The sequence below is a fragment of the Stutzerimonas stutzeri genome, from assembly GCF_024448715.1.
GTDB lineage: Bacteria > Pseudomonadota > Gammaproteobacteria > Pseudomonadales > Pseudomonadaceae > Stutzerimonas > Stutzerimonas stutzeri_AR.
This window is the reverse complement of the sequence record NZ_JAMOHZ010000003.1, coordinates 359,859-381,747: the sequence shown is the minus strand read 5'-3', so window position 1 is coordinate 381,747 and position 21,889 is coordinate 359,859. Positions and strand designations below refer to the sequence as shown.

Genomic DNA, 21,889 nt, shown 5'->3' with positions numbered 1-21,889 from the left:
AAATCAGCAAGCCAAGAGCAGCTTGGCGGTTCAAATCATCAGCAAGCTAAACGGGCCGCGCCCCTTCGGGCAGATAGGCCTTACTCAAAGACGCATTGACGTCGCCGCGGGATTTCGCTCTAGCTATCGAACAACCGGCGTAGGCTGCTAGGTGCCAAGCCGGTCCAGCGCTTGAAAGAGCGGCGGAAATTGGTGGTGTCGTTGAAACAGAGGTAACTCGCCACTTCCTCGTTGCTGTAACCCTTCATCTGGTACAGATAGAGCGCCACGTGCTTGCGCACCAAGTCGAGCTGATCCTGAAAGCCTGTGCCGTGCTTGCGCAACTTGCGTTTGAGCGAAGCCGGGCTCATTTCGAATGCCTGGGCCACGCGCTCAAGGTTCAACGGCCTACGGATGTTGGCGTGTAGATGCTCATATAACCCGTCGATAAAACTGCCGTGCCAACCGAGGCTTGCCAGTTGAGCACAGCCGGCCTGTTGTGCGACCTGGCCGGCGGTGTTCGAGGCGTTCGGCCAAGGCGTGTGCAGATATTCGCGTGGCAGGCTCATCATCGTCAGCTGACTGCCAAAGGCCAGCTGCTCGCCCAGATGCACCCAGTACTGCTCAACATGCCGTGGTTGCGGATAATCGAAATGAAAGCGCCAGGGCAAGCGCTCTCCAGACAGACGTTTGCTCATTGCTACCACGGCTGTCAGGCTCGCCTCGGCGAGGAAGCGCTGTTGCTCGCTGGCGCCGCAGCTGTCGACCCAATACAAGTGGACCTGTTTGTCGTCGAAGAGCAGACGAGGTGTCAGTAACGGGCTCAGCAGCGCACGAAATCGCAACAGCAGCTCCAGCGCCTGGTGCAACGTGCAAGCATGGGCCAAGGCGTGGCTGGCATCGCCATAATGGCCGGGAAGCAGCCGCTGGCCGAACAGGAAACTGCTGTCATCGGAATCCAGCAGGCGGCCAGCGTTGCCGATCAGCGTGATGAACTGCGCCGGGCTGATGCGGGCGATGCCACGGGTAACATCCTCATAGAACAGCCCGCTGCCACGGAGCAGCTGATGGCTGTCGATCCCGCGTGCGAGGGTCAGATCGATCAGCACCGCCGGCTGGTGATGCGCGGCGATAAAACGCGTATCGCATTCGTAGCCGATGGCCATGGTCCCGCTCCTCAAGCGCAGCGCGGCAATTGCTGTTTGGCCTTGGCGAGGCTCAGGTTAAGGCGCTTGAGTAGTTGCTCAACATCCTCATCGAAGGCCATCACCGTTGCGGTGCAGGCGCTCAGGTGGACACGCTCGCCATGCTGGCCGGTCTTGTGCGCCAGGCTGGCGACTGCATTCTGCAACTCAACTGCGATGTGCAGGGCCTGGCTTTCACCCGTATTCGGCAACACCGCGACGAAGCGATCCCCAGCCAGGCGGCAGAGCAGGTCCTGCCTACGCAGGTTAAGCAGTAGCAGCTGCGCCATCGCTTGCAGAACGGCGTCGCCCTCGGCCTGGCCGTAGCGCTGGTTGAGTGCGCTGAAATCATCAAGATCCACCGCCACCAACGACAACGGTTGCTGCTCCGCGTGTGCCTGGGTAAGCGCTCGCTGCACGTGTTGACGCAGGTATTCGGCTGCGCCCAGCGGGGTCAGCTTGTCGAACAGGCGGTGCTCGCGAAACAGCTTCTCGCGCTTGCTCATCTGCTGGCTGATGGCGCGTTGTTCCTGGTTCAGGTGATAGATGCCGAATGTCAGCAACACCAGGCCGATGGGCATCGGCGCAGTCTCCAGCCAGTTGTCCCAGATCGCCAGTTCCGGTAGCTGGATGAATTCGTCCAATGTATCCATCCACCAGGAAAAGAACACGCACGCCAAGCCCAGCGCGAGCAGCCGTGTCACCCGGCCTTCCGGGCGGCTGTGCAGGAGCATGGTCAACCAGGCCAGCGCCAGCATCGCCGAGCCGCCTTCGCCTGCCACGTCCATCCAATTGATCTCGGCCCAGGTCTTGATCTGCCCCGTGGCGAGGTAGACCTGCAGGCCGAAGTTGGCTGCTATTGCGAGGCCGAGCAGGGGAAGGGCGTGGAGTCTCAGGAATTTCATCGGGTCTCCGAAGCGAGGGTTTGCGTCAATGCGTGAGCGCACGAAAACAGACGAATGTGACGGTCGGATGAATGGGAAGGGGGTTGTTTTGGCTCAGGGGATTTATCTGTGTTGGGCGTGTTTTGAGAGTTAGTCGAATTGGGAGTTGCTCTATGGCTTGGTTTCGCCCTGCTGGGCGAGTCACTTTTTCCAGGCGCGGAAAAAGTAACCAAAAACGCTTTGCCCCTGCATCCGGCCCTGCGCTTCGCTCCGGGTTCGTTCGCTCCATCGTTGCTTTAGGGGTCGGCTTACAAGGGCCATCCATGGCCCTTTAAGCCTTTCGCCGCATCCATGCGGCTCAACCCCTTACGCAACGATTCCACTCACCCTCCTAATGGGGCATTCGGAGTCGTCTGTGAGGCTGTAGCCAATTCGAAAGATAAAGAAAAACGGCTTGAGGACAGCTCGGACATCGTTCCCCTTCAGCATCGTAGGGTGGGCTTCAGCCCACCGTGACGGAGTGTTTGATCTTCACGTGGTGGGCTGAAGCCCACCCTACGGTCCTTTCGCTTATCCAACAAAACAGGTCAATTCAGCTCAAAACCCAATCGAACTACACGCCAAAGTCCAGATATCTGGCCCAGCGCCAAACCCTGTCACAGAACCGCCACATCCCCCACCTACCGTCCGCTGCAGTTCCGGGATGGACCCGGTAGTCAGCGTTCGGGGGATTGTTCATGAACACATACCGCAGCGGCATCCGCCATGCAGGATTCCGTATCAGCCTGCTGGCCCTCGCCATCAGTGCCGGTTCGGCCTGGGCCGAGGAGCCGCTTGTCATGGAGCACGTCGAGGTAATTGGCCAAGCCGTCAGCATCGACGAGGCGTTGAAGGAGCAGCGCAGCTCCGACAGTGTCAAGAGCGTGGTGCACGCCGACGGCATCGGCCAGCTGCCGGATGACAACGCCGCCGAAGCGTTGCAGCGCATTCCCGGTATCTCTGTCGAGCGCGACCAGGGAGAAGGCCGCTTCGTCAGCGTGCGCGGCATCGCACCCGATCTGAACAGCGTCACCATCAACGGCACCCTGGTCCCATCGCCGGAAAGCGGCCGGCGCGCCGTGGCCCTGGACGTGCTGCCCTCAGAGCTGGTGCAGTCGCTCTCGGTGGTCAAGACCCTGACCCCGGACATGGACGCCAACTCCCTCGGCGGCACTATTGAGGTGGAGAGTCTGTCCGCCTTCGATCACGACGGCCTTTTCTACAGCATCAGCGGTGAAGGCAGCTACGATGAGAACGTCAGCAAGACCAGCCCGAAGTTCTCCGGTGCTTTCAGCAACCGTTTCAGCTTGGGTGATGGCGTCGACAACTTCGGTGTTGCGGCGGCGCTGAGTTGGCAGGAGCGGGACTTCGGCTCCGATAACGTCGAAACCGGTGGTGCCTGGGATTTTGAGGACGGCGCCCGGCTGGAAGAATTCGAGCAGCGCGACTACGAGATCACCCGTGAGCGCGCTGGCGTCGGCCTCAATTTCGATTACAAGCCGGACGACGTCAGCAACTATTACCTGCGCACCCTCTACAGCCGTTTCAAGGACACCGAGACGCGCAACGGTGCCGGTGTCGAATTTGCGGACGCGCAGCTCGAAGGGGAGCTGGGCGACGCCGAGGGCTGGCGCGAACTGAAATCGCGTGAAGACACCCAGACCATCCAATCCTATGTATTCGGCGGCGAGCGCATGGTGGGCCTTTGGACCCTCAGCGGTCAGGCTGGCTACAGCGAGGCCCGAGAACGCAATCCCGGCGGGATAGCCGGCGCGACCTTTGAAGGCGACTTCGCAGACGCGGGCTTTTCCAGCACCACAAAGCCGCGCTTGAGCGTCGACTCGTCTTTCTACGATCCGGCGAGCTTCGAGCTTGACGAAGTGGAATGGGAAGAAAGCGATGCCCGCGACCGTGAGAAGAACATCCGTCTCGATCTGGCCCGTGAATACGATATTCAGGGTTATGCCTCGCAGTTCAAGTTTGGTGGCAAGCTCAGCCGCCGCGACAAGAGCAACGATGCCGATATCTGGCTCTATGACGACTTCGATGGCGTGACGCTGGCCGACGCCCAAAGCGGTAACGTCGATTACGCGCTCGACCGTTTCGGTCCCGGCATCAGCGCAGGCGCGATAGAAGGGCTGATCGGTGGACTGGATGCCGGTGAGTTCTTCGACGAAGAGCAGTCGCGCATCAACGACTTCGACATGACCGAGGACATCAACGCCGCCTATTTCATGAATACCCTGGATCTGGACAAATGGCGCGTCATCGCCGGCCTGCGCTACGAAGGCACCGAGTTCAGCGCCAAGGGCACCGGGATTCGCGACGGTTCTTTCGAGTCCATTTCCAGCGACAACCGCTACGATCACTGGCTGCCGGGACTGCATGTCCGTTACCAGCTGACGCGCGACACCCAGCTTCGCGCAGCGTGGACCAATACGGTGGTGCGCCCGACCTTCGAGCAACTGGCGCCCGGCTTCGTCATCGACGGTGAAGATGCCGAATTCGGCAACCCCGACCTCAAGCCGCTGGAGTCGATGAACTACGACCTCGGCATCGAGCACTACATGGGCCGAGCCGGCGCCGTGTCGGCTTATCTGTTCTACAAGGACATCGATAACTTCATCTACAACACCGACCTGGCTGGCAGCGGGCAGTGGGCCGATTTCGACGAAGCACTGAGTTTTGAGAATGGCAGCAGCGCCAAGCTATATGGCCTGGAGCTGGCTTATTCGCAGAAGTTGGACTGGTTGCCTGCACCCTGGAATGGCGTACTGCTCGGCGCCAACGCCACCTTCAGCAAGTCCGACGCGGACATCGAAGGGCAGGGCAGTCAGCGCAGCATCGATCTGCCGAACCACTCCGATACGGTCGGCAATCTGATGGTCGGCTGGGAAAACGACGTCTTCAACATGCGCCTGGCCGCCAATTACAAATCCGAGTACCTGGCCGAGGTGTCCGGCGTCGACGACGAAGCTCACGACCTCTACGCCGATGAGCAGCTGTTCCTCGACTTCAAGGCCGGCTACTTCATCACGCCGAACCTGCAATTGACGGTCGAGGCGCTGAACCTCACCGACGAGTCCTACTTCGTCTACACCGGGCGCAGCAACTACAACGCGCAGTACGAGGAATACGGCCCGACCTACAAGCTCGGCCTGACCCTGACTCATTTCTGACCTGGCTCTTCTACCGACTTCGACTTTTATGCCGCGCCGGCACCGCTCTGTTCCCCTTTGGACCGGTGTCGGTCAGCGGCTGCTGACCGGAAAAACAATGGACGTAACCTTGCTTAAAAAACCACTGATGCTGGGCCTTTGTATTGCACTGGCTGCTTGTCAGTCGGGTGCCGGACCGGCCCCTGTCGAAAGGGCCGCAGCGACGCTGAGCATGGCGAGCGACGCACCTCTCGAAGCGGAAAGCGCCCAGCTGATCGGCAACGACGCATTCTGGCCGGGCGCTTCACAGCTGCTGGTTCGCCCGGACTCGCGCGGCTTGCAGCTACTGGACGTGAAAGGCGCGGCACTCAGTGCTTTCGAGGGTCGATTCGAGGGCCTGGATCACCGTGCCAGCGAGCAGGGTCTGCTGATCGCGACACTCGACCGCAAGCGCCAGCAGGCGGTGCTGCTCGGGCTCGATCGCCAGCATCGCTGGAGCCAGCCGCTGTATGTTCCGAAGACGGACTTCGCCATCGAAGGGCTGTGCCTGTATAGAGACGCCGCGCGCAACGGCTACGTGTTTCTGATCGGCGAGGAAGGCATCGGCGAGCAATGGTTGGTGGCGGCTGACCAGAAACTGCTGACGACACCTCGCCGTGTACGTGGCCTGAGCCTGCCTCCGGGAAGCAGTTATTGCCAGGCCGATGATCGGGCCGGTGAGCTGATCGTCAACGAAGAGAGCGTCGGCCTCTGGAACTACGCAGCTGACGCCGAAGCGCCGCTGCTGCGCCGGCCGGTGGATATCGTGCAGCCGTTCGGCGGCATTGCCGAAGCCGCGTCCGGCATGGCGCTGGTGCCGGGCGGGTTGCTGGCTCTGGACCCGGAAGCGGGCGCGTTGCACCTCTATCAGCGTGACGGCGATGACTGGCGCAGCCATCAGGTGATCCCGCTGGACGGGTTCGATGAGCCGGAGCAGGTCAGCGCGCGGTTCACCGACCGCGGCCTTGAGGTGCTGCTGACCGATGAACGTGGTGCACACGTGGCTCGTCTGGATTGGCGTCCGCAAGCGCCTGCCGCGATGCCTGTCATCCCAACGCTGGCAGCGACAGTGCAGACCGATCCAGTACCTCATCTGGGCGATGCGGCGGACGATCCGGCGATCTGGGTCAACCCTAGCGATCCAGGCAGCAGCCGCGTGCTCGGTACCGACAAGAAAGGCGGGCTGGCCGTGTACGACATGGCCGGCAAGCAGCTTCAGTACCTGCCGGTGGGGCGACTGAACAACGTCGATCTGCGCTCCGGCTTCGCGCTCGGCGGTAAGCGCGTCGACCTCGCCGTGGCGAGCAATCGCGATCACAACAGTCTTCATCTATTCGCCGTTGACCAACGCAGCGGTGAGCTGAGCGACATCGGCCAAATCGACACGCCGTTCAGCGATATCTATGGCCTGTGCATGTTCAAGGACAGTCAGGGCGCCATTCATGCCATCGCCAACGACAAGGACGGCACCTTCCTGCAATACCGCCTTGACGGCTCCAGCGGCACGCCGCGCGGCGAGCAGGTGCGCCAGTTCAAGGTGGCCAGCCAGCCCGAAGGTTGTGTAGCGGACGACCGTAATCAGCGGCTCTACGTCGGCGAGGAAGACGCGGCGGTGTGGACGCTAGATCTGCGCAGCGATGCGCCGGCAGCGCTGGAAAAGGTCATCGGCGTCGGCGGCCCGCTGCATGACGATGTCGAGGGCTTGGCGATCTATCAAGGCGAAAAAGCCGATTACCTGGTGGTTTCCAGCCAGGGCAACGACAGCTACCTCGTGCTCGACGCCCAGGCGCCCTATGCGGTGCGTGGCGCCTTCCGGGTCGGCCTGAATGCCGAGCGCGGCATTGATGGCGCCTCGGAAACCGACGGCCTGGAGGTCACTTCGGCCAACCTCGGCGGCATCTGGAGCCGTGGCTTGATAGTGGTGCAGGACGGTCGCAAGCGCATGCCCGAAGGGTCGCAGAACTATAAGTATGTGCCTTGGACGGCGGTCGCCGAGGCGTTGGGGCTGGACTGAGCCTCAAGCGATAGCCCATTGGTTGCGCATGGCTGTCATCGCAACGTAACCCGAATGCAATCCAATAAGGCCGTCGCGTCGCACGGCCCGGAGGAAACACAATGCAGAGCACCCTTGAACACATGTCGGTCTGGGGACTGATCAGCGACGCCAGCCTAGTGGTGCAGGCCGTCATGGTTATTCTGGTTCTGGCCTCGCTTTTCAGCTGGTACTTGATCATCCGGCGCGGGGCTGCGCTGCGTCGTAGCGAACAATTGCTCAAGAGCTTCCTACAGCGTTTTCGCAGCGGTGGTGAACTGGCGCACCTGTATCGCGAGGGCAGCGAACAGGAGCTCCCCACAGAAGCGGCATTGCAGCGAATTTTTCTCGCGGGCTATCAGGAATTCAGCCAGCTGCAGCGCCAGCCGGGCATTGCCCCTAACGCAGTGATCGAGGGTGTCGAGCGCAGCCTCTATGTAGCCATCGCGGAGCAGGAAGAGCGGCTTGAAAGCGGCCTGCAGTTCCTCGCCACGGTCGGTTCGGTCAGCCCCTATATCGGCCTGTTCGGCACCGTCTGGGGGATCATGAATTCCTTCCTCGGCCTGTCCATGGTGCAGCAGGCCACTCTCTCCACAGTCGCTCCGGGCATCGCCGAAGCATTGATCGCCACGGCCATCGGCCTGTTTGCGGCGATCCCGGCGGTGATGGCCTACAACCGCTTCTCCGCCCGCGGCCAGACCCTCAGCGCTCGCTACTACAGCTTTGCCAATGAACTGCAGGCGCGGTTGCATCGTCGCCTGCATGCCGGGGCGCCCAGCGTCGCCGCAGCCGCCTGAAGGAGCCCCGCCATGCTGGTCAAACCACAGCGTAAACACGGCCCCAAGGCCGAAATGAATGTGGTGCCGTACATCGACGTGATGCTGGTGTTGTTGGTTATTTTCATGGTCACCGCGCCGATGCTGGTGCAGGGCGTGAAGATCGAGCTGCCCAAGGTCGCCGCCGAGGCGATGCCCACAGAGAATGAGCGGCAAATACTTACCCTTTCGGTGCAGGCCGATGGCGGCTTCTACTGGAACCTGGGCAACGAGCTGAACGCCGAGGACCAGACCGACAGCGCCATCGACCTTGAGGAAATGCGCGAGAAGGTTGCGGCGATCATCGCCGAGCGCGGCGACACCCAGGTCTACGTGCGTGCCGATGATGCGGCTGACTACGGTCGAGTGGTGGCTGGGATCGCCGAACTGCAGCGCGGTGGTGTGGTAAATCTCGGCCTGATCACCGAGGCGCCTGGGCTGGCCGAGCCATGAGCAGTTTGAGCATGCCTCTGCCCAATAGCTTTCCCGTCGCCCGACCGCAGTGGCCCAGCCATGCCAGTGCTGCGGTGGTGACCTTGGCGCTGCATTTCGGAGTGTTCGGCTTGCTGCTGCATGGCTGGACGCCCGAACTGACGGCACCCAGTGCGACTCAGGTGCTCAAGACTCAGTTGGTCAGCTTGCCGGCTCCGCAACCGGTGGTCGCGCCGCCTGTCGAGCCCGAGCCGATGCCATTGCCGGAGCCGGTCGTGGCTCGAGAGGCGGCCGAGGAACCGCAGGTCGATCCGCGAATCGAACAGCATCGACTCGAACAGGCCGAGTTGGCATTCAAGCGGGCTGAGCAGGAACGTTTGGCCGAAGAGGAACGCCAGCGAGAGCGACAGCAAAAACAGCAACTTGAACGCGAACGGCAGGAACGGCTCGAGGCCGAGCGCCAACAGCGCGAAGCCCAACGTCGTGAGCAACTGGCCCGTGAGGAACAGCAGCGTCAACAGACTGCACAGGCCGAAGCGGCAGCCGCGGAACGGGCGCGCCAGGCCGAGGCCGCGGCTGCCAGTCGTCAATACCTGCCAATCGCCAAGGACGCGCCGGATTATCCGCAGCGTGCGCTGGACAAGGGCATCGAGGGCAACTGCACCGTGAGTTATTCGGTCAATTCGCAGGGGCGGATCGAGAACCCGAAAGCCCTGGATGACTGCCATCCGCTGTTCATCCGGCCCTCGCTCACCGCCGCCAAGAGCTTTCGCTATCAGCCCCGTATCGTCGACGGTCGTGCCGTGGCCGTCCCCGAAGTGAAGAACACCTTCCATTACCGCATCCAGTGATGCGCAGCAGTTCCATTCGCCAGATGAGCCATTGATGAAACAGGATTTTCAGAGTTTCCACGCCAACCTTTCAACCCTCGACGATCAGGCCATTAACCCGAGCTCGAATGCCTCGCTGGGGCAACTGGTCGATCGCAGCCGTCGCAACATGCTCAAGGGTGGGATGGGCCTCGCCGCGCTGGGCTTTCTCGGCGGCAGTTTGAGCGCCTGCCGCAGCGCCGGACAGTCTGATTCGCTGATCGGCTTCACTGGAATTCCCACCCAACTCGATCCGAAATTCGACAGCGTGCAGGTGGCGCCGGGCTACAGCGCGCGGATCTTCTTCTCCTGGGGCGATGCCGTGCTGGCCGATGCGCCCGAATGGAACCCCGATGCCAGTGACGACTGGCAGGCGCAGCTCAAGCAGGCCGGTGACAACCACGACGGCATGCATTTCTTTCCCTTCGCGGAAAAACCGGACAGCCACGGCCTGCTGGTGATGAACCATGAGTACGTCAATCCGCCGCTGCATCCCAACGGCATGACGCTCATCGACGGCAAGCGCCCGCTGGACGAAGTGCGCAAAGAGCAGGCGGCCCACGGCGTCAGCGTCATCGAGGTGAGAAAGGATGCGCAGGGCCAATGGCAGCGGGTCATGCCGTCGCGCCACAACCGCCGCATTTCGGCGATGACGCCGATGGCAGTGAGTGGTCCGCTGGCCGGTAACGGCGCGCTGAAGACCGCCTCCGACCCGAGTGGGCGCGAGATCATCGGTACGTTGAACAACTGTTCCAGCGGCTTCACGCCGTGGGGTACCTACCTCGTCTGCGAGGAAAACTGGCACCACTACTTCGTCAATCACGACGCCGAGGACATGGCCAAGCGCGTATCGCACAAGCGCTACGGCATCGAAGGCAAGGGCATGAGCAAGCTCTACGGCTGGGAAACCGCCGACCCGCGCTTCAACGCCACGCCGGACCCGTCGCGACCATACGGCGGCCACGTGCATGAGCCGAACCGTTTCGGCTGGGTGGTCGAGGTCGATCCTTTCGACCCGCAAAGCACGCCGGTCAAGCGCACCGCCTTTGGCCGTTATTGCCGGGAATGTTCGGTGCTGTCGCTGGGCGAGGACGGCCGCATGGCTTTCTATTCCGGCGACGACACCAAGGGCGAGTACGTCTATAAATTCGTCCCCAGCGGGCGTTACGTGCCCGGTGCCGATCAGGCCAACCGTCAACTGTTAGATAGTGGCATTCTCTATGTGGCGCGTTTCAATGCCGACGGCAGCGGTGAATGGCTGGCGCTGGTCCACGGGCAGAACGGCTTAACTGCTGAGAACGGATTCGCCGATCAGGCCGAGGTGCTGCTCAACGCGCGCGCCGCTGGCGACCAGGTGGGCGCGACGCCCATGGACCGTCCGGAGTGGGTCGCGGTCCACCCGCGCAGTCGTGAGGTCTACGTGACCCTCACCAATAATGACAATCGCGGCGTGAAGCAGCCGACCGACAAGGCCAACCCGCGGCCGAACAACCTGCACGGGCAGGTCCTTCGCTGGAACGAGCAGGGCGCCGACCCAACCGCCACGGCCTTCACTTGGGAGGTCTTTCTATTGGCCGGCGAGCGGCCCGGCGCTAAAGATGCGGAGGGCCAGCCGGTGCCGGCCAACCTCACTGGCACTATCGATGGCGATATCTTCTCCTCGCCGGACGGCGTGGCGTTCGATGGCGCCGGCCGGCTGTGGATCGAGACCGACTACGGCGATGAGGAACCAGCGATGCAGGCCATGGGCACCAACCAGCTACTCTGCGCCGATCCGAAAACCCGCGAGGTGCGACGCTTTCTGGTCGGTCCCCGTGGGTGCGAGATCACCGGCATCACTTGGAGCCCGGATTACCGCGCCATGTGGATCAACGTGCAGCACCCCGAGCTGAGCTTCCCGGCCAGTGACGGCAAGACTCGTCCGCGAGCCTCGACGGTGCTCATCACCAAGGATGATGGGGGCGTCATCGGAACCTGACAGCGAATCGGCGGAGCGATGGGCTAGGCTCAGAAAAGAGCCGGCCCACTGTGTGAGATGCGGGCTAAGCGCGTCGATGAACGTTTCGGCAAACACCTGGCTCTAAACATGCAGATACATTCCCTATTGCATGTAACCAAGGAGCTGGGCCATGGCAATTCCGCAGCTGCGCACACGTATCTCTCTTGCCGTACTCGTTGCTTGCATCCCCCTCGCAAGCCATGCGGACCTTTACTCGCTGAAAATCGAAAACGACATCATCGCCAGCGACAGCGATGGTCATTACACCAACGGGTTTGAGTTGATGCGCTCATTCAAGCCTGATGCCGATCACTGGTCGCGGCGATTTGCCGGAGCTATGCCAGGCTGGAGCGCGGATGAGGTGGACAATGTCGCTTACCGACTGGGCCATCAAATCTACACGCCAAACGAAATCGAGCGAGCTGAGCTGATCGAAGACGACCGGCCTTATGCGGGTTTGCTGTTCGCCGGGATGTCGATCTTTTCGGATGACCAGCACGAGGGGTGGCGCGGCGCCAGCGGTTTGCATCTGGACGTAGGGATCGTCGGGCCTGCCGCTGGTGGTAAGAAAATCCAGCGCCGGGTCCACGAAGTCACTGACAGCGACGAACCGCGGGGTTGGGATAATCAGCTGCGCAACGAGCCCTTCGTAAACCTTGCCTATCAACATCGCTGGTGGCTGCAGCAGCGTCTCGGCGGGTTGGAGTTCGAATACGGCCCGAGCGCTGGGTTTGCGCTGGGCAATCTCTATACCTATGGTTCTGCCGGGTTTGGGTTGCGCTTCGGGCAAGGGCTGGCGCGCAGCTTCAGCATTCCGGCGGTGGCGCCCGCGCAGAGTGGCAGCATGTTTTTCGACCAGGGCGGCGGATTCGCCTGGAACCTGTTCGCCAACGTGGAAGGACGCTACATGGCGCAGAACATGCTGCTCGAAGGCAATACGTTCAAGAGCAGCCATTCGGTGGACCCACGCGAATGGGTGGGGGATGCCAAGGCAGGGGTGGCGTTGACCTGGAACAGCTGGCAGCTCGCATTCGCCAGTGTCTGGCGCACCCGCGAATTCAACGGCCAGGATGAACATGACCAGTTCGGTTCGTTGACGGTCTCGACTTGGTTCTGAAAAGGGTTTGCGGGGCGCGCATCCGCACCCCGCAGGCTCTTCTTACTTTTTCACCCAGGTTCCGTTTAGCTGGATGATCTGGCCGGACGGGGTTTTCTCGAGGGCCTTCTTGCCGGCAATCGCTTCGACATCGCTGACGTTGATGCCGTTCTTCTGCGCCAGGCGATGGTATTCGGCGCGCCGTGCTTGGTTGATCTGGCTGGCGATCTCCTCGGCATCGCCGCCGGATTGCACCACGCCCAGATAACCGTCGGGCTTTTCGCCGAGTTGGCCGCTGGCCTTGGCCTGGCCGAGGGCGGACATGGCTTCGTTAAGGGTCATGGCGGCGGCGGGCAGGGCCAGGCACAGCGCCATGAGCAGAGTTCCGAGTTTCAGATAGGTTTTCATAACATTCCTTCAGAGCGGCGGGGTCAGAACAGACCGCTGTCTTCGTTGATGATCGAGTCGAGCTGCTTGTCGACCTTGATATAGATCTCGTGCTCGATTTTCACGTTGAGGTTGATGTTGATCGGCTCGTTGGGCACGGCCAGTTCTACGCGTGGTGTACAGGCGCTGGCCAGCAAGGCCAGCGCCAGAATGCTGATGGGATGGCACAACCGCATGACGGTCTTCTCCTGTACGGGGTCGTCGCTACATTGCCTCATCGGAGCCGCTCCTGCACGCGTCGTTGAATGGTTTCGCTGACGCGATCGGACAATTGCAGACTGGTCAGTAGCGCTGGAATGTCTTCTTCCAGATTGATCGAAAAGTTGATCGGTCGCCCGCCTTCCAGTGCAGGGTTTTGGCCGTGCAGCTTCAGCCCGAGGTTCAGCGTGCCGTCGGCGGCGTAGTGCACGTCGCTGGCGAGCAGGTCGTAGTGGAAGTCATCCAATGCCTCGGTCACCAGGCGCATCGCCGGATTGGACTGGCCCAGCGCCTGAATCTTCGCGGAGCGGAACTGCAGGATGCCGCCTGGCTCACGGGCCCGCAGCGAGCCCTGTTCGATGCTTATGCCTGCCTCGCTGCGTAGTAATTGCAGCTCGCCGTCGACCACGCCGGTGCCGGACAGGCCTTCGGTGGGGTAGGCCTCGAACAACAACGGCAGTTGCAAACCGCGCAGATGAGCCGTCAGCTGTTGTTTGCTGGCGCCCAGATCGACAGCGCCGGGGTCCAGCCAGAGCCTACCGCCCAGCAGCTGAGCTTCAGCGATAGTCCAGGCGAGGCGGCCTCGATCGAGGCTTTCGAGCCTTCCGAGGTATTCCCCGTTGAAGCGCAATGGGCCGAAGGTGAAGCCGGGATTGGCCTGCTGCAGGGTCAGCTCTTGTATGTCCAGCCGTAATTGGTTGCGCTGCAATGCAAGGCCCAGGCTGGCGTCGAGTCCGCTCAGCTCGGTGCGATCGTAAATGCCGCCGAGGCCCTTGGCCGTAAGCGTCGCCGTGGCGGTCGGCGGCCCGTCAGCAGTTACTTCTAGTTGCCCTTGAGCCTGCAGACGGCCGGTGTTCAGCTCCAGCACTGGCGGCCAATCGGCGAGGGTAGCGGCGAGCGGATTGCCGGCACGCAGGAACAGCTCCGGGAGCTTGGCATTCAGGCGGATCGCGCCATTGGTCCAGTTGTGCGTGAGCGTGAGTGGGAGGGTCAGCCCGGCATCGTTGCCCAGCGGCCCATCGAGCGAAATCCGTTCACGATCGCCTTTGAGCGTGCCGCTCCAGCGCCAACCCTGCGGGCGCAGCGAGGACTGGCGTAGCTTGGCCACTTCCACCGCGACCTGTCCGTCGATCAGCAGTCGTTGCAGCTTCCGTTCAGTGAAGCCTGCCTCGAGGCCTATACCGGCCACATCCAATTGCAGGTTTTCTGCGGTGATCTCTGTCCCGCTCGTCAGTCTATCCAGCTTGAGCTGCGAGCCCTTGCCGAGCTGAACGATAACGGCCTCTTCAGAGGCGCGGCCGTTGACTAATACATCGGCGCTCAATCCCTTCATTGCCATGTCTGGCAATAACAGCGCGGGACTTTGAAAGCTCAGGCGAGTCTGCTCGAAAGCCACGGCAAAGGGCGCAGTGGCGGTTTCGAGCATGAGCTGCGCATCGAGCGTGACGGGAGAGGGACCGCGCGCGGTCAGCTGCATGTTCAATGGCAGCGTTGAGGCCGACTCGCTTGCAGGACCTGGCGTAACGACCAAGTGGATATTTGCAGGCCTTAGCTGGGCTGGCAGTTTGGCGACCAGCGCGGCGGCGGGCTGCAGTTGCATATCCGCCGCTAGCGCCGTCGGGATCCAGCTGCCGCGGTCGGCTTTGGCGGTCAGATCCAGCTGGCCCTGCAACTGGCCGAGCTCCGCCACAGGCCAGGGCGTGGGAAGGTTTGCGGACAGCCGCAACTCGCCTTCCATGGCTTTCCAGCCGTCTTTGAGGCCATTCTGATCGATATATAGCGCCCAACCGGCACCGATGCGCATTTGCTCGGGTAATTGGGGCAGTGGCGGCGGCACGTAGGCCGTCCAATCGGCTAGCCATTCCAGCAGCCATGGGGCTTCCGGTAGTTCACTCATGGCCAGACTGCCGCGCCATCGTGTTGCGCTGCTATCAGGTGTCAGCTGGTTCTGCATCGTCAGGCGCTGCTGGCCGTCCAGCTGCAGCTGTAGATCCACATGGGTTTTGTCGCCTTGTTCGTACATATCAGCCAGCAGCGACAGGCGATGCGTGTTGCGCTGCACCTGCATGCTCACTTCGGCTGGCAGCATTTGCTCACCTGCGTGCTGCCACTTCATTTGACCCTGTTCCCGGCAAGTGCCGCTTGCACAGGGCAGAGCCAAGTCGAGGGAAGCGATGCGGCCCTGTCGGGGAATCCAGGCGGCCCAGCGTTCGAGTTGCGTGCGATCGGGCAAGGCGAGCGGCTCATCCTCGCTGACAGTACCGACGTCCGTACCCGGTGCTTGCTGCCACTGTGCTTCAAGGTGCTCAATGCTGAGCGACCGAAGCGGTAGCGGCTGCCACCAGGTACCGACCTCGAGTTGCAGACCTTTGACCGTAATCTCACGCCGTTCGTCGGCCACTGGCTGCTGGATCAAGACAATTTGTCGCAGGGAGAGGCTGTCAGCTGTCAGGCGCAAGCCGCTGACATCGAACGTGACAATTCCATGTTTGCGCTTGAACTCCTGCCAGCGGAATCCGCCGTAAACGCCGGTTCCTAAGACGAGCACAAGTACGCCTGCAACCGCCCAGGCCAGGGTTTTGCGCTGCTTCGTCATAGCCCTTTCCCGTTGTGGTCAACGTGCAAGCATAAGCTGCTCGATGCACGCGTGCGACGTGCCTCGAATCGGTGCAGCCGACGACTGGCCATCTTTCGAAAAGTTCCCGAGTTGCTCGCTCCAAAGCCCGCGGAAGCGCTTTGGACGGGCGGTTTGCGCTTGTTGCGCCAAACTTGTGCACATTCTGCGGAGCGCATTGTCAAGCGCTTATGACAAACTGTCGTAAACCGCATTGGCCCATAGATCGATAATTAACTTATTGAAAAATAAGGATAAATTTCTTTGGCGAAAAAAGCGCCAGTTTAACCGCAGGCCGCTAACCATCAGCGCTAGGGAAATCTGTAACCTGTTTGCCCACAGAGTTATCCACAGCTTCTGTGGATTAAATTTTTGTGTGATACGGATCGCGTTTTTCAGCATTTTGCAAGACTTTAACTCTCCGAAAAAAAGAGTAGAGTGCGCGCCCTTGTCCCCCGAAGCTTTCGGTGACCATGAGAACGCGTACTCTTGCTTCGGCTTCGGCCGATAGCGCTTCATCCTCTCCACGCCTGCCATTGCGCATGGCGTTGTGGCTGCTGGACAGCCAGCGTCTAGGACAGACCAAGAGCGTCAAACGTATCGCCGGCCGGATGCTCAAGCAGCCCGCGCTGGAAGGTGTGGTCGAAGCGCAGAGCCGCCTGGGACGGTTGCTCTGTAATGATTGCGACAGCCAGCGTGACCGTCGTATCGGTCTCGAGCTGCTGCGTCAGGCGGCGCGTGCCGGTGACTGCCAAGCGCAGCTGGAACTTGGCCAGCTGTACTGTCAGCCGAAGCACCGCGAGCTGCGCAAGGCCAGGCACTGGCTGGAACAAGCTGCGGCGCAGGGTTCTGCCGAAGCCTCGCGAGTGCTACAGCAGTTACAGGCCAAGCGCTAAATAACAATCCTCATCAGCGTGGCAGAGGGTCTGAACTGACCGGAAGGGCCTCGCTGGCTATACTGCCCGGCAATTCAGCCGGAGCAGTTCATGCCTCTCGAACCAACCTATCTGCTTGCCGGGCTCGGCGCTCTTTGCCTGATGTTGGCGACCGTGGCGGGCCTGTTGCAGCGACGGCTCTCTCAACGGCAGGCCGAGCTGGCGCTGCTGGACGAGCGCCTGAGTCAGGCGGTCATGGCCCAAGAAGGCCTCAGTGCACAGTTGGAAACCAGTCGCCTGGAACATGCTGATCTCACGGAAACCCGCGCCGCGCTGCAGGCCGAATTGGCCGCCTTGCGACGGGAGACCGAGTGGCTGCAGGCTCAGCGCCTGGAAACCCGTGAAAACCTCGACGATCTACAGGCCGAGCGCGATGCCCAGCAGGCCGAGCTGCGCACGCTGAGCGCAGCTCACGCGGCGGTCAATGCCGAACTGAACGAACAGCGGAAAACTCATGATCAGCGTCTGGAAGATCTCCAAGGCGCCCGCGACGAGCTGCGCGCGCAATTCGCCGAGCTGGCCGGAAAGATCTTCGAGGAGCGCGAGCAGCGTTTCGCCGAAGCCAGCCAAGAGCGTCTCGGGCAGCTGCTCGATCCGCTGAAGGAGCGTATCCAGTCATTCGAAAAGCGCGTCGAGGAGAGCTACCAGAACGAAGCCCGCGAGCGGTTTTCGCTGGCCAAGGAGCTCGAACGGCTGCAGCAGCTGAACCAGCGGCTGGGTGACGAGGCGACCAACTTGACCCGCGCCCTACAGGGGCAGAAAACCCAAGGCAACTGGGGCGAGCTGATTCTCGAGCGGGTGCTGGAACATGCCGGGCTGGAGAAGGGCCGCGAATACCACACCCAGGTCAGCCTCAGGAGCGCCGATGGCGAGCGCTTTCAGCCGGACGTATTGATTCAGCTACCGGGCGACAAACAGGTCGTCGTGGACGCGAAAGTCAGCCTGACGGCTTACCAGGCGCTGACCTGCGCCGAAGACGAAGGCAGCCGCGCGCTGGCCCTCAAACAGCATGTGCTGTCGTTGCGTAATCACTTGAAGGGTTTGTCGCTGAAGGATTACCAGCGCCTCGAAGGCCTGCAGAGCCTGGATTTCGTGCTGCTCTTCGTGCCTATAGAGGCTGCCTTCGCAGCAGCGCTACAGGCCGATCCAGAGCTGTTCCAAGAGGCGTATGCCAAGCACATCGTGATTGTCAGCCCGACTACTCTGTTGGCGACGTTGCGGGTGATCGACAGCCTTTGGCGCCAGGAGCGGCAGAGCCAGAACGCCCGTGAAATCGCTGAACGGGCGGGGGCGCTTTACGACAAATTCGCCGCGTTCATTCAGGACTTGGACGAAATCGGCAATCGCCTGCAGCAACTGGACAAGGCCTATATCGGTGCGCGCAACAAGCTCACCGATGGGCGCGGCAACCTCGTCGGCCGCGCTGAACAGCTCAAGCTGCTAGGCGCGCGAGCAAGCAAACGGCTGCCAGCCGACTGGCTCGAGCGTGCCGGTGCCGAGACACCGCTTGAAGAAGCTGAGGACTAGTACGCCGCCGCTCAGTGCAACGGCACGTGGCGGCTCATCAGGGCACGTAGCGCGGCCGGCTTGACCGGTTTGGCGAGGAAATCCAGACCGGCTGCATGGACCGCGGCGATCAGCTCTGGGCGGCCATCGGCGCTGATCACCACGCCGGGCACCGGCTCGCCGAGGCGGGTACGCAGCCAGGCCATCAACTCGGAACCGGTTTCGCCATGGTCCAGGTGATAGTCGACCAGGACCAGTTGCGGCCTTACGTCCTCCTTCAGCAACGCCACACAATCGGCCCGGTTGCTGGCCGTCCAGACTTGGCAGCCCCAGCGAGATAGCAGGCTATGCATGCCGACCAGGATGCTGTCCTCGTTGTCGACGCACAGCACCTGGATGCCCGTCAGCGCTGTTTGTTGCGCTTCGCCTTTGCCGTTGGCCTTTACCTGCCGGCTCACATTGTTGGCGATCGGCACGGTCACGCTGAACACGCTGCCTTTACCGGGCTTGGAGCGCACCGCCAGGGGGTGGTCGAGGACCTGGCAGAAGCCGTCAGCAATCGCCAGGCCTAGTCCCAGTCCTTTCTCAGCGCGGGTCTGGTGGCTGTCCAGGCGTTTGAATTCCTCGAAGATCACCCGCAGCTTGTCTTCGGCGATGCCCGGGCCGCGGTCCCAGACTTCCAGGCGCAGCGACGCGCCCTGACGCCGCACGCCCAGCACCACGCGCCCCTTGGCATAGCGGAAGGCATTGGTGAGGAAGTTCTGCAGTACCCGGCGCAGCAGGCGGATATCGCTGTCGACCCGCAATCGGCTGCCATGTACCCGGAAGTCGACGCCTTGCTCAGCGGCCAGCACCGTGAACTCGGTGCTCAGGGTGTCGAACAGGGTGGCGAGCGGGAAGGGATTGCGATCTGGAGTGATGCGACCGTTTTCCAGGCGCGAGATATCCAGCAGATCGGAAATCAGGTCCTCGGCCGAGCGCAGCGAGCTGTCCAGGTGGCGAACGAGATCTTGCGCTTCGCTCGGCAGGACCTCTTGCTGGTGCGACAAGGCAGCGGAGAATAGTCGTGCGGCATTCAATGGCTGCATCAGGTCATGGCTGACCGCTGCCAGAAAACGCGTCTTCGACTGGTTGGCGGCCTCGGCAGTGCTCTTGGCTTCGGTCAGCGCCTTGTTCAGTTTCGACAGTTCCAGGGTCCGCTCGGTAACGCGCTGCTCCAGGCCTTCGTTGGCATCTTTCAGTCCACGTTCGGCTTCGCGGAAGGCGGTGATGTCACTGAAACTCATGACGAAGCCGCCGCCCGGCATCGGATTGCCGATCAGTTCGACCACCCGGCCGTTGGGAAACAACCGCTCGGAGGTGTGCGCGCGACCCTGGCGCATCCAGTACAGCCGTTTGGCCACATGGGTGTCCGGATCGCCGGGACCACAAAGGCCGCGTTCGGCGTTATAACGAATCACATCGGCAATCGGCCGGCCGATGTAGACCAACTCGTCCGGATACTCGAACATTTCCAGGTAGCGATGGTTCCAGGCTACTAGCCGCAGCGACTGGTCGACCACACTGATGCCCTGGGTGATGTTCTCAATCGCTCCTTGCAGCAGGGCACGGTTGAACTGCAGCACCTCGGAAGCCTCGCCGACGATGCGCACCACGTCATCGACTTGCATGTCGCGGCCCTCCAGTGCGGCCTTGACCACGGCGCGGGTCGAGGAGGCGCCCAGCACACCGGCCAGCAGACGCTCGGTATGAGCGATCCACTGGCCATCGGCCTGCTGCTTGGGCGAATAATCATGGCCGTGGCGGCGGGCGAAGCGCTGGAAACTGAGCTCTGCGCGCTCTGCACCGACGAAGCGCGACGCCAGCGAAAGCAGATCTTCGACCTGCACAGCCAGCAGCCGGCGCGTGCTGGCTGTCGGGTGAATCTCCTGACCGATGAAGCGGCTGGCCTGCCAGTGTTCGGCCACGCGGGTTTGCGACAGGATCGAGACCCAGAAGAACAACGTCGCGTTGCCCACCAGCGACAGCATTACGCCGAGCGTCAGCGCGCTGGTGTCGAACGGCAGCTGGGCGGTGTACATCCACTGCAGACCTGGGAACATCTCCAGCGGCCAGCCGAGCAGCGGCAGGATCAGCGTGTAGACCCAAATCATCGCGCCGGCGGCGAGGCCGGCAAACACACCGCGGCGATTGGCCTGCTTCCAATACAAGGCACCGACCATCGCCGGCGCTAGTTGGGTCAGGGCCGCGAAGGCAATCTGGCCGATGGTCGCCAGGCTCGCGCTGGAGCCGAGCAGACGATAGCTGACGTAGGCCAGCAGCAGGATCGCGACGATGCTGATGCGGCGTACCGACAGCATCCAGTGGCGGAATTCCTCGAAGGGTTGCTCGGCTTCATTGCGGCGCAACAGCCAAGGCAGCAGCATGTCGTTCGATACCATGGTCGACAGGGCCACGCTGGCGACGATGACCATGCCGGTGGCAGCCGATGCGCCCCCGATGAAGGCCAGCATCGCCAGCGCCGGGTGCGCTTCGGCCAGTGGCAAGCTGATCACGAAGGAGTCCGGACTGACCCCGCCCGGCAGCAGCATCTGGCCGGCCAGGGCGATCGGGATGACGAATACTACGGCCAGCATCAGATATAGCGGGAATACCCAGCGCGCCAGGCGGAAGTCGCGCGGCTCGATGTTTTCCACCACGGTCACGTGAAACTGCCGGGGCAAGCAAACAATGGCCATCAGCGCCACGGAGGTCTGCACCAGCATCGCCGGCCAATTCACCGTCTCCTCCCAGAATCCTGTCAGCTCCGAGGAATCGTAAGCCTGATTGAACAGATCGCCGAAGCCGTCATACAGGCCGAATGTGACGAAGGCGCCGACCGCCATGAAGGCGAACAGCTTGACCAGGGACTCGAAGGCAATCGCCAACACCATGCCGCGGTGGTGCTCGGTGACATCCAGGTTGCGCGTACCGAACAGCACCGTGAACAGCGCCAGCACCACGGACACGATCAGTGCCGTGTCCTGCGCGCCGGAGCCGGCAACAGCTTCGCTGTGCTTGCCGATCAGCAGGTTCACACCGAGCACGATGCCCTTGAGCTGCAGGGCGATGTAGGGCAAAACGCCGACCAGGCAGATCAGCGTCACGACCACCGCCAGCAGTTGGGACTTGCCGTAGCGGGCCGCGATGAAGTCGGCGATAGAGGTAATGTTCTCCTGCTTGCTGATCATGATCGTTTTCTGGATCACCTGTGGCGCCAGCAGCATCAGCAGAATTGGCCCGAGGTAAATCGGCAGGAACGACCAGAGCTGTTCGGCCGCCTGGCCGACGGCGCCGAAGAAAGTCCAGCTGGTGCAATAGACCGCCAGCGACAGGCTATAGACCCAGGCGCGTACCCGCGTCGACATCTCTGCACGGTTGCGATCGCCATAAAAGGCGATGGCAAACAGCACAGCCATATAAGTGAAGGCGACCAGCGCGATCAGCCCACCGGACAACAACATGCGAACTCCAGACAGCAAATAAAGTGCGGGCTTGCGCCCTGGCCGGTCGCTTGGACTGGTCGGGCATGCCGAGCCTGGCGGCGCTCAAGCAATGTCGGTATAGCAGGGCGGTCGCGCCGATTGTGCTGACCGAGGTCAGCCGGTGCGATGCGTCTGTTAG

15 protein-coding genes are annotated in these 21,889 nt (G+C 61.9%); 9 read left to right on the top strand and 6 right to left on the bottom strand.

Annotated elements, in window-relative coordinates:
* Positions 1-119: 119 nt before the first annotated feature.
* Together NAV33_RS08565 and NAV33_RS08560 are read right to left on the bottom strand one after the other, a co-directional pair.
* Complete coding sequence (locus tag NAV33_RS08565) at positions 120-1,145, bottom strand: AraC family transcriptional regulator (protein WP_255978911.1); 1,026 nt, start codon at positions 1,143-1,145, stop codon at positions 120-122.
* Positions 1,146-1,156: 11 nt separating this feature from the next.
* Positions 1,157-2,068, bottom strand: a complete 912-nt coding sequence (locus NAV33_RS08560) for a GGDEF domain-containing protein (protein WP_255978909.1) — start codon at positions 2,066-2,068, stop codon at positions 1,157-1,159.
* A 716-nt stretch (positions 2,069-2,784) separates the two neighbouring features.
* On the opposite strand from NAV33_RS08560, the gene NAV33_RS08555 reads away from it, so the two are divergent.
* The 7 genes from NAV33_RS08555 to NAV33_RS08525 all read left to right on the top strand — a co-directional run bounded on the left by NAV33_RS08555 (position 2,785) and on the right by NAV33_RS08525 (position 12,547).
* Positions 2,785-5,265: a TonB-dependent receptor gene (locus NAV33_RS08555; RefSeq protein WP_255978907.1), complete on the top strand. Its 2,481-nt coding sequence runs from the start codon at positions 2,785-2,787 to the stop codon at positions 5,263-5,265.
* Positions 5,266-5,362: 97 nt separating this feature from the next.
* Positions 5,363-7,297: a phytase gene (locus NAV33_RS08550; protein WP_255978905.1), complete on the top strand. Its 1,935-nt coding sequence runs from the start codon at positions 5,363-5,365 to the stop codon at positions 7,295-7,297.
* A gap of 101 nt (positions 7,298-7,398) precedes the next feature.
* Positions 7,399-8,112 carry a protein TolQ gene (tolQ, locus tag NAV33_RS08545; RefSeq protein ID WP_255978903.1) on the top strand — a complete coding sequence of 238 codons (714 nt, stop codon included), beginning with the start codon at positions 7,399-7,401 and terminating at the stop codon, positions 8,110-8,112.
* Positions 8,113-8,124: 12 nt separating this feature from the next.
* Positions 8,125-8,583, top strand: coding sequence for a protein TolR (gene tolR / locus NAV33_RS08540; RefSeq protein WP_255978901.1), 459 nt, complete (start codon positions 8,125-8,127; stop codon positions 8,581-8,583).
* Positions 8,580-9,413 (top strand): energy transducer TonB, encoded by an 834-nt coding sequence (locus NAV33_RS08535; RefSeq protein WP_423836656.1) that lies wholly within the window; start codon positions 8,580-8,582, stop codon positions 9,411-9,413. The genes tolR and NAV33_RS08535 overlap by 4 nt, the downstream gene beginning before the upstream one ends.
* Before the next feature lie 34 nt (positions 9,414-9,447).
* Entirely contained in the window at positions 9,448-11,409 is a 1,962-nt protein-coding gene (locus NAV33_RS08530; protein ID WP_255978897.1) for a PhoX family protein, read from the top strand.
* A gap of 151 nt (positions 11,410-11,560) precedes the next feature.
* On the top strand, positions 11,561-12,547 hold the full coding sequence (locus NAV33_RS08525; protein ID WP_255978895.1) for a lipid A deacylase LpxR family protein: 987 nt from the start codon (positions 11,561-11,563) through the stop codon (positions 12,545-12,547).
* 42 nt (positions 12,548-12,589) lie between these two features.
* On the opposite strand, the gene NAV33_RS08520 is transcribed toward NAV33_RS08525, so the two are convergent.
* Genes NAV33_RS08520 through NAV33_RS08510 form a run of 3 tightly spaced genes read right to left on the bottom strand, consistent with a single transcriptional unit; the run spans position 12,590 to position 15,767 of the window.
* Entirely contained in the window at positions 12,590-12,934 is a 345-nt protein-coding gene (locus NAV33_RS08520) for a YdbL family protein (protein WP_255978893.1), read from the bottom strand.
* A 23-nt stretch (positions 12,935-12,957) separates the two neighbouring features.
* Positions 12,958-13,149, bottom strand: coding sequence for a YnbE family lipoprotein (locus tag NAV33_RS08515; RefSeq protein ID WP_025241104.1), 192 nt, complete (start codon positions 13,147-13,149; stop codon positions 12,958-12,960).
* Positions 13,150-13,187: 38 nt separating this feature from the next.
* Positions 13,188-15,767: a YdbH domain-containing protein gene (locus NAV33_RS08510; protein ID WP_255978891.1), complete on the bottom strand. Its 2,580-nt coding sequence runs from the start codon at positions 15,765-15,767 to the stop codon at positions 13,188-13,190.
* Between the two features lie 560 nt (positions 15,768-16,327).
* Between NAV33_RS08510 and NAV33_RS08505 the strand changes: the two genes are divergently transcribed.
* Both NAV33_RS08505 and rmuC read left to right on the top strand, forming a co-directional pair.
* Positions 16,328-16,681, top strand: coding sequence for a tetratricopeptide repeat protein (locus tag NAV33_RS08505; RefSeq protein WP_255979324.1), 354 nt, complete (start codon positions 16,328-16,330; stop codon positions 16,679-16,681).
* Positions 16,682-16,771: 90 nt separating this feature from the next.
* Entirely contained in the window at positions 16,772-18,247 is a 1,476-nt protein-coding gene (gene rmuC, locus NAV33_RS08500) for a DNA recombination protein RmuC (RefSeq protein ID WP_255978889.1), read from the top strand.
* A gap of 11 nt (positions 18,248-18,258) precedes the next feature.
* Here rmuC and NAV33_RS08495 read toward each other — a convergent pair whose 3' ends face one another.
* Complete coding sequence (locus tag NAV33_RS08495) at positions 18,259-21,729, bottom strand: hybrid sensor histidine kinase/response regulator (RefSeq protein WP_255978887.1); 3,471 nt, start codon at positions 21,727-21,729, stop codon at positions 18,259-18,261.
* Positions 21,730-21,889: the final 160 nt, after the last annotated feature.